Origin of the sequence: Halomonas zincidurans B6, from assembly GCF_000731955.1 — a bacterium.
Taxonomy (GTDB): domain Bacteria; phylum Pseudomonadota; class Gammaproteobacteria; order Pseudomonadales; family Halomonadaceae; genus Modicisalibacter; species Modicisalibacter zincidurans.
In genome coordinates this window covers 1-13,704 of record NZ_JNCK01000001.1, presented here as the reverse complement: position 1 = coordinate 13,704, position 13,704 = coordinate 1, and the positions used below count along the sequence as shown (strand labels likewise).

General features: G+C 65.4%; 17 protein-coding genes. 6 read left to right on the top strand and 11 right to left on the bottom strand.

Annotated elements, in window-relative coordinates; genetic code table 11:
- Positions 1–53 precede the first annotated feature (53 nt).
- From hisB to hisF, 4 genes are all read left to right on the top strand, one after another.
- Positions 54–647 (top strand): imidazoleglycerol-phosphate dehydratase HisB, encoded by a 594-nt coding sequence (gene hisB / locus HALZIN_RS0100085; protein WP_031382235.1) that lies wholly within the window; start codon positions 54–56, stop codon positions 645–647.
- Positions 648–669: 22 nt separating this feature from the next.
- Entirely contained in the window at positions 670–1,317 is a 648-nt protein-coding gene (hisH, locus tag HALZIN_RS0100080) for an imidazole glycerol phosphate synthase subunit HisH (RefSeq protein ID WP_031382234.1), read from the top strand.
- Positions 1,318–1,438: 121 nt separating this feature from the next.
- Positions 1,439–2,209, top strand: coding sequence for a 1-(5-phosphoribosyl)-5-[(5-phosphoribosylamino)methylideneamino]imidazole-4-carboxamide isomerase (hisA, locus tag HALZIN_RS0100075; protein WP_031382233.1), 771 nt, complete (start codon positions 1,439–1,441; stop codon positions 2,207–2,209).
- Between the two features lie 3 nt (positions 2,210–2,212).
- Positions 2,213–2,986 carry an imidazole glycerol phosphate synthase subunit HisF gene (hisF, locus tag HALZIN_RS0100070; RefSeq protein ID WP_031382232.1) on the top strand — a complete coding sequence of 258 codons (774 nt, stop codon included), beginning with the start codon at positions 2,213–2,215 and terminating at the stop codon, positions 2,984–2,986.
- Between the two features lie 72 nt (positions 2,987–3,058).
- Here the strand turns inward: hisF and HALZIN_RS0100065 are convergent, their stop codons facing one another.
- Both HALZIN_RS0100065 and HALZIN_RS0100060 read right to left on the bottom strand, forming a co-directional pair.
- Positions 3,059–3,661 (bottom strand): YjaG family protein, encoded by a 603-nt coding sequence (locus HALZIN_RS0100065; protein ID WP_031382231.1) that lies wholly within the window; start codon positions 3,659–3,661, stop codon positions 3,059–3,061.
- An 80-nt stretch (positions 3,662–3,741) separates the two neighbouring features.
- Entirely contained in the window at positions 3,742–4,038 is a 297-nt protein-coding gene (locus tag HALZIN_RS0100060) for an MGMT family protein (RefSeq protein WP_031382230.1), read from the bottom strand.
- Between the two features lie 74 nt (positions 4,039–4,112).
- Here HALZIN_RS0100060 and HALZIN_RS0100055 point away from each other — a divergent pair, with 74 nt between their 5' ends.
- Positions 4,113–4,805 (top strand): type 1 glutamine amidotransferase, encoded by a 693-nt coding sequence (locus HALZIN_RS0100055; protein ID WP_031382229.1) that lies wholly within the window; start codon positions 4,113–4,115, stop codon positions 4,803–4,805.
- On the opposite strand, the gene mnmH is transcribed toward HALZIN_RS0100055, so the two are convergent.
- From mnmH to HALZIN_RS0100030, 5 genes are all read right to left on the bottom strand, one after another.
- Positions 4,802–5,890 (bottom strand): tRNA 2-selenouridine(34) synthase MnmH, encoded by a 1,089-nt coding sequence (mnmH, locus tag HALZIN_RS0100050; RefSeq protein ID WP_031382228.1) that lies wholly within the window; start codon positions 5,888–5,890, stop codon positions 4,802–4,804. The genes HALZIN_RS0100055 and mnmH overlap by 4 nt on opposite strands.
- The gene (gene selD / locus HALZIN_RS0100045; protein WP_031382227.1) at positions 5,887–6,924 is read right to left on the bottom strand and encodes a selenide, water dikinase SelD; all 1,038 of its coding nucleotides are present in this window, start codon (positions 6,922–6,924) and stop codon (positions 5,887–5,889) included. Before selD ends, mnmH begins: the two co-directional genes overlap by 4 nt.
- Positions 6,925–6,999: 75 nt before the next feature.
- The gene (gene radA / locus HALZIN_RS0100040; RefSeq protein ID WP_031382226.1) at positions 7,000–8,376 is read right to left on the bottom strand and encodes a DNA repair protein RadA; all 1,377 of its coding nucleotides are present in this window, start codon (positions 8,374–8,376) and stop codon (positions 7,000–7,002) included.
- A gap of 124 nt (positions 8,377–8,500) precedes the next feature.
- A complete protein-coding gene (locus tag HALZIN_RS0100035; protein ID WP_031382225.1) occupies positions 8,501–8,971 on the bottom strand; it encodes a copper resistance protein NlpE N-terminal domain-containing protein in 471 nt (156 codons plus the stop codon).
- A gap of 94 nt (positions 8,972–9,065) precedes the next feature.
- The gene (locus tag HALZIN_RS0100030; protein ID WP_031382224.1) at positions 9,066–10,163 is read right to left on the bottom strand and encodes an alkene reductase; all 1,098 of its coding nucleotides are present in this window, start codon (positions 10,161–10,163) and stop codon (positions 9,066–9,068) included.
- A 117-nt stretch (positions 10,164–10,280) separates the two neighbouring features.
- Between HALZIN_RS0100030 and HALZIN_RS18580 the strand changes: the two genes are divergently transcribed.
- Entirely contained in the window at positions 10,281–10,727 is a 447-nt protein-coding gene (locus HALZIN_RS18580) for a sigma 54-interacting transcriptional regulator (protein ID WP_084173235.1), read from the top strand.
- 102 nt (positions 10,728–10,829) lie between these two features.
- On the opposite strand, the gene HALZIN_RS0100020 is transcribed toward HALZIN_RS18580, so the two are convergent.
- The 4 genes from HALZIN_RS0100020 to tnpA all read right to left on the bottom strand — a co-directional run bounded on the left by HALZIN_RS0100020 (position 10,830) and on the right by tnpA (position 13,540).
- Positions 10,830–11,030: a hypothetical protein gene (locus tag HALZIN_RS0100020; RefSeq protein WP_031382222.1), complete on the bottom strand. Its 201-nt coding sequence runs from the start codon at positions 11,028–11,030 to the stop codon at positions 10,830–10,832.
- 132 nt (positions 11,031–11,162) lie between these two features.
- Positions 11,163–12,824, bottom strand: a complete 1,662-nt coding sequence (tnpC, locus tag HALZIN_RS0100015) for an IS66 family transposase (RefSeq protein ID WP_031382221.1) — start codon at positions 12,822–12,824, stop codon at positions 11,163–11,165.
- Between the two features lie 45 nt (positions 12,825–12,869).
- Positions 12,870–13,238 (bottom strand): IS66 family insertion sequence element accessory protein TnpB, encoded by a 369-nt coding sequence (gene tnpB / locus HALZIN_RS0100010; RefSeq protein WP_031382220.1) that lies wholly within the window; start codon positions 13,236–13,238, stop codon positions 12,870–12,872.
- Positions 13,238–13,540, bottom strand: a complete 303-nt coding sequence (gene tnpA, locus HALZIN_RS0100005; protein ID WP_031382219.1) for an IS66 family insertion sequence element accessory protein TnpA — start codon at positions 13,538–13,540, stop codon at positions 13,238–13,240. Before tnpA ends, tnpB begins: the two co-directional genes overlap by 1 nt.
- Positions 13,541–13,704: the final 164 nt, after the last annotated feature.

Here is a 13,704-nt window from a genome sequence, read left to right as displayed (position 1 = left end):
CGGCCCGCCACATCATTGCCCGGCGCGCGAGCGCCCGGAAGGGAGAGCCCTACATGTCCGAGCGAATCGCCACGGTGTCTCGCGACACCTCCGAGACGCAGATCACGGCGACGATCAATCTCGACGGCGAGGGGCACCTCGTCGCCGCAACCGGCGTCGGGTTTCTCGACCACATGCTCGACCAGATCGCCCGCCATGGGCTGATCGACATCGAGCTTCGCGCCCACGGCGACCTGCATATCGACGCTCATCACACCGTCGAGGATATCGGCATCACCCTCGGCCAGGCCTTCGACCAGGCGATCGGCGACAAGCGCGGCATCCGCCGCTACGGGCATGCCTACGTGCCGCTCGACGAGGCGCTCTCGCGGGTGGTGATCGATTTCTCGGGACGTCCGGGGCTGCACATGGACGTCGAGTTCACCCGCGCCGCCATTGGCACGCTGGACACCCAACTGTTCTGGGAGTTCTTCCAGGGCTTCGTCAACCACGCCCGAGTCACCCTGCACATCGACAATCTCAAGGGCTTAAACGCCCACCACCAGGCCGAGACCATCTTCAAGGCCTTCGGCCGGGCGCTGCGCATGGCCGTGGAGGTGGACCCGCGCATGGCCGGACAGATGCCCTCGACCAAGGGCAGCCTGTGAACATCAATTGCGAGGAGCGAGCATGACGATCGCCGTCATCGATTATGGCATGGGCAACCTGCACTCCGTGGCCAAGGCCCTGGAGCACGTGACCCACGAGCACGTGATGATCACCCGCGATCCGCGCTCGATTCGCGGCGCGACTCGCGTGGTACTGCCCGGCCAGGGCGCCATCCGCGACTGCATGGGCGAGCTGCAGCGCACCGAGCTCGCAGGCGTGGTCCGGGAATTGCTCGCCTCCCAGGCCAAGCCGCTGCTGGGCATCTGCGTCGGCCAGCAGATGCTGATGGATCGCAGCGAAGAGAACGGCGGCATCGACTGCCTGGGTTTTCTGCCCGGCCAGGTGCGCCGCTTCGGCCAGACGATGCGCGATGCCGACGGGCGTCGCCTCAAGGTCCCGCACATGGGCTGGAACCAGGTCGCCCAGCGCCATGATCACCCGCTGTGGGCCGACATCGCCGACGGCGCGCGGTTCTATTTCGTGCATGGCTACTACGTCGACGCCGAGCGCGACGCCGAGGTCTTCGGCACCACCCGCTACGGCGATGCCACCGCCCACGTCGCCACCGGCCGCGAGGCGACCTTCGCGGTGCAGTTCCATCCCGAGAAGAGCGCCGACGCCGGCCTGCGGCTGCTGGAGAACTTCGTTAATTGGGCGCCCGCTGCTTAAAGGCGCCCAATGCTGCGCCCGGCGCCCGGTCAACTGGGCGCCCCGAGCCGCGCCCGGTTGACTGCGCGCCGAACCAATCTAGCAACAGCGCCGCCGCGGCGGTCGCTCACGAGGACACGACATGCTGGTGATTCCCGCCATCGATCTCAAGGACGGCCACTGCGTCCGCCTCAAGCAGGGCCGCATGGAGGACGCCACCAGCTACGGCGACGATCCCGTGGCGATGGCCGCGCGCTGGGTCGACGCCGGCGCCCGGCGCCTGCATCTGGTCGATCTCAATGGCGCCTTCGAGGGCAAGCCGGTCAATGGCGAGGCGGTCACCGCGATCGCCCGCGCCTACCCCGAGCTGCCGATCCAGATCGGCGGCGGCATTCGCAATGCACAGACCATCGAGCACTATCTCGAGGCCGGGGTCGGCTACGTGATCATCGGCACCCAGGCGGTCAAGCAGCCCGAGTTCGTCGCCGCGATGTGCCGGCTGTTCCCGGGCCGGGTGATCGTCGGCCTCGATGCCCGCGACGGCTTTGTCGCCACCGACGGCTGGGCCGAGGTCTCGACGCTCAAGGCCACCGAGCTGGCCAAGCGCTTTCGAGATGACGGCGTGGCATCGATCGTCTACACCGATATCGCCCGCGACGGCATGATGCAGGGCGTCAATCTCGACGCCACCATCGAGCTGGCCCGCGACGGCGGGCTACCCGTGATCGCCTCCGGCGGGGTCACCAACCTCGACGACATACGCGCACTCGCCGGGGTCGCCGACCAGGGCATTCTCGGCGCGATCACCGGCCGGGCAATCTATGAGGGCAGCCTCGACGTCGCCACGGCGCAGCGGCTATGTGACGAACTCGACGACCGGCTCGAAAATCACGCCACCCGCGGGGGGAACTGACACATGGGTCTGGCCAAGCGCATCATCCCCTGTCTCGACGTCGATGCCGGTCGAGTGGTCAAGGGCGTCAACTTCGTGGGCATCCGCGACGCCGGCGACCCGGTGGAGATCGCCAAGCGCTACAACCAGCAGGGCGCCGACGAGATCACCTTCCTCGATATCACCGCCAGTCACCAGGATCGCGACACCACCGTGGAGATGGTCGAGCGCATCGCCGGCGAGGTATTCATTCCGCTGACCGTGGGCGGCGGCATCCGCCGCTGCGAGGATATCCGCACCATGCTCAACGCCGGCGCCGACAAGGTCTCGATCAACACCGCCGCGGTGAGCGATCCGGACTTCGTGCGCGAGGCCGCCGAGCGCTTCGGCAGCCAGTGCATCGTGGTGGCGATCGACGCCAAGCGCGTCAGCGCCGCGGGCGAACCGCCGCGCTGGGAGATCTTCACCCACGGTGGACGCAAGCCCACCGGGCTGGACGCCATCGACTGGGCGCGCAAGATGGTCAATTACGGGGCCGGCGAGCTGCTGCTGACCAGCATGGACCGCGACGGCACCAAGTCCGGCTTCGACCTGGAAGTGACCCGCGCGATCGCCGAGGCGGTGGCGGTGCCGGTGATCGCCTCCGGCGGAGTCGGCAATCTCGATCATCTGGTCGAGGGGGTGACCAGGGGCGGCGCCGATGCAGTGCTCGCGGCGAGCATCTTCCACTTCGGCGATTACACCATTCCCGATGCCAAGCGTTATCTGGCCGAGCATGGGATCGAGATGCGCCTGTAGAAAAGGCTGATTTATTCCTGCGTTCGCGACATAAATCCGCTCTTTCGGGATACATTTCATCGCCTATGAAGTCTATTCATCAGCATTGAGGCCCAGATTGCTGACGCCGTCGTTGCGCCCCAGCCGGCGTAGCGCCTTGAGCGCCTCGCGATCGAGCTTGCCCTCGGCGGCCTCGAGCACGGTCTCCTGGAAGTCGCGCTCGTCATCCATCAGCGGATGGCTGCGCAGCCGCGCCATGGCCTGGTCGGGATCATCGCCTTCCGCGCCCTCGCTCATCTCGACATACGCCTGCACGCCGCTCGTCGAGAGTCGGCTAACCTCAAGTGGCGCCTCGGGCAGCTCGCCCTGCAGCGCATCGAGCAGCGTCGTCAACGCGGCGACCGCCTCCACCGCACGGCGCGCGCCGAAACTGTCGTCGTCCCCGGGCGGCTCGAGTTCGGCGAGCTTCTCGGCCTGGCGGGCGAAATCGATGCGCGCATCGCGCACCGTCAGCGCCTCCCAGGCCAGGTCGAGGACCACCCGCAGCCCATGCGGATCGCCCTGGCCGGTCATCTGCGCATAGAGCCCGTAGTTGGGCGTCAGCCGTTCGCACAGCGCTGCCATGAACGCCGCCTGCTGCCGACGGCCGAGTTGGCGCAAGCGGGCCTTGAAACCGCCTGGTGAGGTCTGTTGCATAATCGTCTGCCCTATTTCTTGCTGAAATGACGCTTGCTGAAATGGCTCTTATTGGAAAGTCGCTTGTCGAACGATGACCGTCACGGCCAGAGCAACTCGGCGTTGACCCGCCCCTTGGCATCGAAGGCGACGCCCTCGGCGCGCAGCTTCTCGCGCTGGTCGATCGCCCCGCCATGCTCGGTAACGCGTCGCGAGGCGTTGATCACCCGATGCCAGGGCAAGCCGTGACCGGCGGGCAGCTGGCGCATCGCGCTGCCGACCATGCGCGCGGTGGCGCCATCGGTCATCTTCGCCACCCGGCCATAGGTGGTCACCCGGCCGGCGGGGATCTGCGCGACGATGGTGTAGATCTGTTCGAGCCGCTCGCTGCGCGTCATCGGCCGCCTCCGTCGCTACCGGCCATCGAGCGGGGCCGAAAGCGTTTATCATGCGTATTCACCACGGGTTCACCATGCACATCTACTTTCTCCAGCACGCTGCCCACTACGGCCCTGCCCGCTTCGCCGACTGGCTGGACGGCATGGGCCACAGTCACAATACCAGCCATCTCTATGCGGGCGAGATGCCGCCACGCCTCGAGGACTGCGATGCGCTGATCGTGCTCGACGGCCCGCAGGCGCACGATGCCAGCGACGATTACCCCTGGCTCAAGCGCGAGCGCAAACTGCTGCTGCGCGCCCTGAAGAGCGCCAAGCCGGTACTCGGCGTCGGCCTCGGCGCGCAATTGATCGCCACGCAGCTGAGCGCCATCGTCTCGCGGGGCACCTATGCCGAAACCGGCTGGCATGCGGTCAGCCTGGCGCCGCAGAGTCCCTTCGACCTGCCCGAGACGTTCGAGGCCTTCCACTGGCATCGCGACATCTTCGGCCTGCCGGAGGATGCGCTGCCGCTGGGTGCCAGCGCGGCGAGTCCGGTCCAGGGCTTTGCCTGGGACGCCGGGCGGGTGATCGGCCTGCAGTGCCATCTGGAGGCGACCCGCGAGAGTGTCGCCGCGCTGCTCGCCGAACGCCCCGAATCGCTCGTCGGCAGCGGCCCCTACATGCAGGACGCGACGACGATGCTCGACGATCCGCGGCGCTTCGATCGCCTCGCGGCGCTGCTCGACCGGGTGATGATGCGCTGGATGGCCAACGCCGCGCGCTAGCCGGCCCGCGAGGCTTGCCAATCGCGGGCGAACGCCAGGCAGCTGTCCCAGTCGCCGACGTGCAGGAAGGCCTGCTGATGCTTGTCGAGCTGGTGACGATACAGCGGGTCGTAATATTCGGTCAGCAGCGGCGCCAGCCACGCCTCGTGCGCCTGGGGATTGCCCCGCGCATGCTCGGCGAAGGCCAGCCCTTGCAAGCGTTGCAAGCGTTGCAGGCGTGCGCCGCCCAGGCGCTTTCTGAGCCGCGCCAGGGCGCCGCTGAGTTGCTTGCGCATCAACGCCCAGCCCAGCCATTCGCCGTACTGGCCGGCATAGATCGCCCACAGATCCTCGATGTAGTCCTTGTGGATGCGCGCCAGCCGCCAGTCCAGCGGCATCTCCACACGAATGCGCGGCGCGCGCTGCATGCCCCGCCAGAAGCTCAGCGGAATGTTGACGCTGCCGATGTGCCGCGATTCGTCCTCGACGACATAGGGCGCCGCGACCGACAGCAGCTCGCGGCCGAGGGCGTGCTCGAAGTCGATCTGCGCCGGCGCCGGCAGCGGGTGGCGACCGAATGCCGAGCCCTTGTGACGCGCGCAGGCTTCCAGGTCCGGCCCGCCAGCGCGCTGGACGAGCTCGGTCTTGGCGCAGCCGGTCAGCCCGCCGACCACCAGCATGGGGCGCTCGGCGGCGGCGTCGATGCGCCGGCACAGCGCCTGGCGCATGGCCTTCCAGCCACCCTGAATGCGCGGCCGTTCGATGCCGGCCTCGGCGAGCCACTGCTGGGCGATCTGCGAGCGCAGTCCGCCGCGAAAGCAGTAGACCAGCGCGTCGGGGTGCGCGGCGAGACACCCCCGCCAGGCCTCGACGCGCCGCCGCTTGAGCGCGCCGCCGACCAGCCGCTCGCCGAGTTCGATCGCCGCGCCCTGACCGGCCTGCTTGTAGTGAATGCCGACGCGATGACGCTCCTCGTCGTCCATCAGCGGCAGGTTGACCGCTCCCGGCAGCGCGCCCCGAGCGAACTCCACCGGCGCCCGCACGTCGATCAGCGTGCGCCCGGCGCGCAGCCACTCGAGATCGGGCTCGAGCGTCTCCTGACTCATCGCCGGACCTCGATCAACGTCTCGCCGCCGGCCTTGGTGAATTCGCCGAACGACTCGAGGCGCAACCCGAATTGGCGGCCGACACGTTCGACGTCATCGGCGTAGGCCGGATGCACCGCCAGCAACAGGCCACCCGAGGTCTGTGGATCGCACAGCCACTGCCAATGGGCGGCATCCATCTCGGGCAGGCGCTTGCCCAGCGCATTGCGATTGCGCTCGGTGCCACCGGGCACCGCGCCCTGGCGACGATAGGCCTCGGCCTCGGCAAGCCGCGGCAGGCGCCGAAAGTCGACGCGCGCGGCCACCCCGCTGGCCTCGCACATCTCGCTCATGTGCCCGGCCAGACCGAAGCCGGTGACATCGGTCATCGCGTGCACGCCGGAGATGCGCGCCATCTCGACGCCAATGTCGTTGGGCTTGAGCATGGTCTCGCGGGCCAGCCCGTGGTGGCCCTCCTTGAGCAGGCCGCGCTTCTCGGCGGTGGTCAGCAGGCCGACGCCGAGCGGCTTGGTCAGATACAGCAGATCGCCGGGCTCGGCGCCCTTGTTGAGCTTGAGCGCGTCGAGATCGACCAGCCCGTTGACCGCCAGGCCGAAGATCGGCTCGGGGGCGTCGATCGAGTGGCCGCCGGCCAGCGCCAAGCCCAGCTCGCGACACACCGCCTGGGCGCCGGCGACCACGTCGCCGGCGATGTCGGCGGCTAGCTTGTCGAGCGGCCAGCCGAGAATGCCCAGCGCCAGCACCGGCTTGCCACCCATGGCGTAGACGTCGCTGATGGCGTTGATCGCGGCGATGCGCCCGAAATCGAACGGATCGTCGACGATCGGCGTGAAGAAATCGGTGGTGGCGATCATTCCGCGGCCGTCGCCGAGATCATAGACCGCCGCGTCTTCGCGTCCCTGGTTGCCGACGATCAGCCGGGTGTTGCTGGCCCCCGGCCCGGCCTTGGCGAGAATGCCGTCGAGGACGTCGGGGGCGATCTTGCAGCCACAGCCGGCGCCATGACTGTACTGGGTCAGGCGAATGGCGCTCATGGGTCATCTCCTTGCGTGCGTTAATCTCCCGTCAAAGCGGGCTTACTGACTCAAAGCATAGCCATCGGGCGCCGCTCACAGCGCCTCGATGGCCTCGGCGAGCTTGTCGACGGCGATCACCGTCATGCCCTCGGGGGCCCGTTTGGGGGCGTTGCCGCGCGGCACGATGGCGCGGGTGAAACCGTGTTTGGCGGCCTCGACGATGCGCTCCTGGCCGCTGGGCACCGGGCGGATCTCACCCGACAGGCCGACCTCGCCGAACACCACCAGCTCGCGGGGCAGCGAGCGATTCTGCAGGCTCGACACCACCGCCAGCAGCACCGCCAGGTCGGCGCTGGTCTCGAGCACCTTGACCCCGCCGACCACGTTGAGAAAGACGTCCTGGTCGCCGGTGAACAGCCCGCCGTGCTTGTGCAGTACCGCCAGCAGCATCGCCAGGCGGTTGCCGTCGAGGCCTACGGCGACGCGCCGTGGATTGCCCAGCGCCGAATCGTCGAGCAGCGCCTGCACCTCGACGAGGATCGGCCGGGTGCCCTCCCAGACCACCATCACCAGGCTGCCCGGGGCCTGCTCCTCTCCACGCGACAGGAAGATCGCACTGGGATTCTTGACCTCCTTCAGGCCCTGCTCGAGCATCGCGAACACACCCAGTTCGTTGACCGCGCCGAAGCGGTTCTTCTGACCGCGCAGGGTGCGAAAGCGCGAATCGGCGCCGCCCTCGAGCAGCAGCGAGGCGTCGATCATATGCTCGAGCACCTTGGGGCCGGCCAGGGTGCCGTCCTTGGTCACGTGACCGACCAGCATCAGCACGGTGTTCGACTGCTTGGCGAAACGCGTCAACGCCGCCGCCGACTCGCGCACCTGAGCCACCCCGCCCGGCGCCGAGCCGATATCCTCGAGATGCATGGTCTGAATGGAGTCGATGATCAGCACCGCGGGGCGCTCGCGCTCGGCGACGCCGAGGATCGTCTCGATGCTGGTCTCGGCGAGCATCTTGAGCCCCTGGGCGGGCAGTTGCAGGCGGTGGGCGCGCATCGCCACCTGCGACAGCGATTCCTCGCCGGTGATGTACAGCACGCGGCGCTGCTGGGCGAGCTTGCAGGCGGTCTGCAGCAGCAGGGTCGACTTACCGGCGCCGGGGTTGCCGCCCAGCAGCACCGCCGAACCCGGCACCAGCCCGCCACCCAGCACCCGATCGAATTCGCCGAAGGTCGACGAAAAACGCGGCACTTCGGCGAGATCGACGCTGGCCAGGTCGGTGACTTCCCGCGACAGGCTGCCGGCATAGCCGGCGCGCGCCGTCGCCGGGCCGCTGCCGCTCCCCGGGCGCGGTGCGGCCCGGCGCACCTCGCTCAGGGTGTTCCACTCACGGCAACTGGTGCACTGGCCCTGCCACTTGCTGTATTCGGCACCGCATTCGGTGCATACAAAGGCGCTCTTCGCTTTCGCCATGGGCTTCCTGTCGGATAGTGCGAGGCTGATAACGAGCGGCGGACAACGAACAGGGGCGACCAATGGCCGCCCCCGTCCTTCTCGCATTGCTACTGCGCTATTGATTACTGGGCGCTATTGGCTACTAGGTTGCTGTTGACTGCTGGCGGTTGAGGCGCAGCGTCTCGCCGTTTTCGAAGCGGCGGCGTTGCGGGTCGACCAGCTCGAGCGTGTCGCTGTCGAGCTTGAGGAAGTAGTAGACCTGGCCTTCGCCATCGGGGGTCAGTTCGTAGACCGTCGCTTCGGGGTCATTGGCGGTGCCGCTGAGCACATTCCACTGCCCCTCGTAACGCTCGTTCGGGGGATTCTGCGGATGCTCGCGGTAGCTGGCCTCGAGGGTGAAATCGCGCGCTTCGTCGGGAGACTGCTCGGTGCCCTCGAGAGTCACGGTGAGATCGATGCCTGCGCAACTGCGACACGGCAGAGTGCCTTCGTAGGTCGCCGTCTGCGGCCCCGTCATCGGCTCCTGGGTGCCTACGTCCTGCTGGGTACCGGCGGCGCATCCGCCGAGTAGCGCAAGCATCGCGGAGCCGGCCAGCAACGTCCTGATCTGCATATGAGTCCTCCTAACCAATGAGCTTAGGCCGCCGCCCGGGCGGCTCGTGACTCACAGGATAGCGGCAAGCCAGGCCAGTGGACAGCCCAGCGTGTCAGTCGAGCGTCGGATAGTCGGTATAGCCTTGCGCGCCGCCGCCGTAGAAAGTGTCCGGATCCGGCTCGTTGAGCGGCGCCTGACGACGAAAGCGCTCGACCAGATCGGGGTTGGCGATGTAGGGCCGACCGTAGACCACCGCGTCGGCGAGCCCCTTCGCGATCAGCACCTCGCCGCGCGCGGCGGTGTAGTGACCGCAATACAACAGCGGACCACGAAAGCGGTCGCGCAGGTCGCGGCGAAAGTCGTCGGTCAACTGCACGCCCTCGCCGGTCCAGTCGGGCTCGTTGATGTGCAAGTAGCCGATCTTGCGCAGCGACAGCTGCTCGGCCAGGTAGCGCATCATCGCCTCGGGTTCGTCGTCGCTGAGGCCGAAGATCTCGATGAACGGCGACAATCGCACGCCGACGCGATCGGCACCGATCTCCGCGCTGACTGCATCGACCACCTCGAGCAGCAACCGCGCGCGATTGACCACACTGCCACCATAGCGGTCGGTGCGCTTGTTGGCGCCGCTGGCCAGGAACTGCTGAAGCAGATAGGCGTTGGCGGCGTGGACCTCGAGCATGTCGAAGGCGGCCCGTTTGGCCCGCCTGGCGGCCTGGCGATAGTCCTCGATAAGTGTCGGAATCTCCTTGAGCTCGAGCGCCCGCGGGGTACTCGCCGGGTGACGCCCCGCCGTGCCGTCGGCGAATTCGGCGAAGCACTGCGCGCCCTCGCCGCGGATCGCGCTGGGTGCGACCGGCTGCAACCCGTTGGGCTGGACGATCTCGTGCGAGACGCGCCCCACATGCCACAGCTGCAGCGCCATGCGCCCGCCGGCATCGTGGACCGCCTTGACCACCTTGCGCCAGCCTTCTTCTTGGGCGTCGGTGTAGATACCCGGGGTATACACGTAGCCGCGCGCGGTGGGTGAGATGTTGGTCGCCTCGCTGATCACCAGGCCCGCGCCGGCGCGCTGCGCGTAATACCGGGCCTGTAGCTCGCCGGGGACGCTGTCGGGCGTGCGAGCACGGGTCAGCGGCGCCATGATGACGCGGTTGGACAGCGTCAGGCGGCCCAGCTCGAACGGGGACAGCAGATTCTCGTAGGCCATGGTTTCTCCTTGCCTTGGCGATGACTCGAAAATAACGCTGTCCCGGTAATGGCGTCCGTTAGGGCTCTAATCAACATCTGGGGCGATTGCTTTTCCCTATAGTTATCGATAAACCCCATGCATTGCCTGTCCCGCTCAGGCGTGCAGCGGCCGCGTCGACCCGAAATGCTCGAAGCGCCGCCGCTCGGCAGGCACCTCGAGCGCTTCGAGCTCGGTGTCGACACAGCGCATGAAACCTTGCAGGCCGACCAGATAGCACAGCGGCTCGCTCTTCGGCAGCAACGTCTTCAGCAGCTCGCGGTCGATGCGTCCCAGATGACCCGGTGCGGCATCGCCGCCGTGACCAACCGCGATCTGGCCACCGAGGTCGCGGCGGGACGCTTTCGCAAGGATCTCTACCACCGCTTGAGCGCCTTCCCGCTGCAGGTGCCTGCGCTGCGGCAGGCGACGCTTGCGCAGTGTGGCCACGCAGGCTTGCTCGAGACAGGTGTCGATCAGGTCGGGCGAGAGGACTCGGAGATGCTGAGAAATCGTCAGGTGTCGCCTTGGCGATGGCATTGCTGAAGTGCATGGACCGTCCCGTATCGGTGTACCTGACACGGGACGATCTCATCATCAGCTGTTGGGTTATAAGTTTAACTGACTGGCATTACTGCGCTGGAGCGCTTAATTATTCTGGGCGTCTTCGGCAGCATCCTGCACGTCTTCACCCATTTCCTCGACGCTATCACCGGCGTTTTCAGCCGCTTCGTCGATGCTCTCGCCAGCTTCCTCGGCGGGTCCCTGGTCATCACAGGCAGCCACGCCACCCAGCATCAATGCCAGCATCATCGCCAGACCCAACTTACGCAGCAGATTCTTTTGCATCGTCTCCTCCTGAGAACGTAACGGTACCAATAGAACCAATACCATACAGTGCGCAGCGATGAACGCCAACTGCTTGTTAGGCCGGCTTTTACGCACAAAAAAGGTAAGCGCCGTTAAACCGACCCACTTGCCCTAACCGTATTGAGCCACTTTTTTTGAAGCGGGCAGCGTCGCGTTCCAGGGCAAGAGTGTTTCGAGTTGTTCGAGGGTAACCGCATCGGCTATGTGCGTTAGCACATGGTGAATATAAGCGGATGGCTCCAGGCCGTTGGCCTTGGCGGTTTCGATCAGCGAGTAACAGGTGGCACTCGCTTTAGCCCCTTGCGGGGTATCGGCGAACAGCCAGGCCTTCCTTCCGACCGCAAATGGTCGGATGGCGTTTTCTGCCAGCACGTTGCTGATCTGCAAGTCGCCGCGCTCGCAGTAGCCAACCAGGGTGTCCCACTGGTTGAGGGTATAATCAATGGCCTTGCGGGTGAGCATGCCTTTCATCACCTTGGGGGCATTTTTCTCCAACCAGGCCTTGAAGGCGTTCAGTAGCGGCAGGCTTTTTTCCTGGCGCACCCGGTAACGCTCGGCATCACTCAGCGCCTGCGCCGCTTTTTCAACCGCGTACAGCTTGCGGATATGGCTCAGGGCCACATCGGCTTTTGACGGCTGGCCTTTCTTGCCCTTGGCCGGCGCGGCTCGGGACGCTTCCACGAACTTGCGTCGGGCATGATCCCAACATCCGATTCGGCTCAGATTATTGTCACGGCACACCTTGCCATAGCCGGAGTAGCCATCGGCTTGCAGAATGCCCTGGAAGTCATCCAGCAGGCGCACCGGTACCTTGCCACCTCGTGAGGGGTCATACTCGAACAGAACCGAGGGTTTTCCCGGTGGACCACCCCGGGTGACCCACATCCATTTGTCGGATTGGGCTGTCTTGCCGTCTTCCTTGAGTACCTGGATCCGGGTTTCATCCGCCTGCAGGTAATCGCTGCTGTTCTGGGTTTCCCGCATCAGGTTGATCAGCGGCTGGAACACGTTGTCCAGTCGGATGATCCAGTGGGCCATGCTGGTTCGGCTGACTTCGTGGCCCAGGCGTTTGAGCATCTGCTCCTGTCGGTATAACGGTAGCCCGTCGGCGTACTTGGAGGTGATGAGGTAGGCCAGCAACGAGGGGGTGGCGATGCACTTGCCCAGCGGGTGAGCCGGACGGGCTGCCGCCACCATGCGTTCCTCACCCTCCTGCTCGAACACCGCCTTTTCCTGCCAGTACTCCAGCACTTTCAACTGGGCCGGGATGAATTCCAGCTCTTCCTTCACTTTGGTGAAGAAGGCCTTGCTGGCACCGGCTTTCTCTTCGTCACTGAGGGTCAGCTCAATACGCTCACGCAGCAGTTTGTCACAGAAGCCGCGTTGGCGGCGCTTTCGTGACCGGCGGGGCGCTTCTTCCTCGGCCTCGTCGGCCAGGTCATCGCGGAGTTCATCAATCTCAACTTCCAGCTCGGCTTCATCAAACAGCATGATCTGATGGGGCTGCTTTTCACTACTGGCCGCGAATTGCTGGATCTTTTTATGTCGCAGTAGCTCTTCAAGGATCTCGATGCGGGCGTCCCGGCTCTGGATGGCCTGATCGCGCTGCTCCAGTGCTGATGCCTGAGATTTCAGCCTGGCCTGCTGGTTCAGAAAGGCTTCTTCTTTCGAGGCGAGTCGCTGCTGAAGATCACTGATAACAGTCGCCATTTCAGCGGCAGAGAGGCTGCTGAAATCAGGAGTTGAAGAGGCGTTATCAGGCGTTGTTTTCATAACGGAATTATAGCAAAAACAACGATCTGTAGCACGTAAAAAGTGCTATCCCACGCTCTCGTAATGCAGGGTTTTGTGCCCTCGCAACAGGGTAATGTCATACCCGTCCAGCAACCAGTTGATCTGCTCGCCAGTCAGCGGCATCAGGTCATCCGACGGGCCAGGCCACTTGAATCGCTCCTCGGCCAGGGCCTTGTAATACAGCACAAAGCCATTGTCTTCCCACATCAGACACTTGATCTTGTTCCGCTGCCGGTTAGTGAAGGCATAGAAGGCGCCGGAGAACGGGCTGTGCCCCAGCTCCTGTTCAACGATCAGGGCCAGGCCGTTGGCCTGCTTGCGGAAGTCGACCGGGGTGCGATACAGGTAAATCTCCGGCAAGTCCCACGAGGGACGCAGATACCGGTTTCGCATCACAACTGCCTCAGAACCGCGCCCAGCAACTCGATGTTGCCAGCGTGCAGGCCGGTCACCGATACGCCGCCAGGCAACGAGACGGTCAGGCCGTCCGTGGCCTCCGATCCGGAGACCGGGGCTACCCGGGCAAATCCCGAAGGTGCGGCATCATCCGGCACCCCATGGGTCAGCTTCTTGCGCCAATAGACAAACCGACAGTAGGTCAGTGACTGTTGCTTGCAGTAGGCCATTCCAGACAGTCCGGATGCCTGCCACTGCGTGATGTGCTGTTGCCAAAGTTGTTCGCGTTCGTGGGTCATGCTGATTCCCTCCTGCGGTTGATGAGGGAATCAGTGTGTTAAATATGGGGATGGGGGTGTAGGTGCTGATTTATTGGCGCTTACCCCCGAACACAGGCTGTCCGGGACTCACGCGCGCCCCAGCTTTCTCGCGCACCCACAAAAAAAAGCCCCCGGGGTGTCCC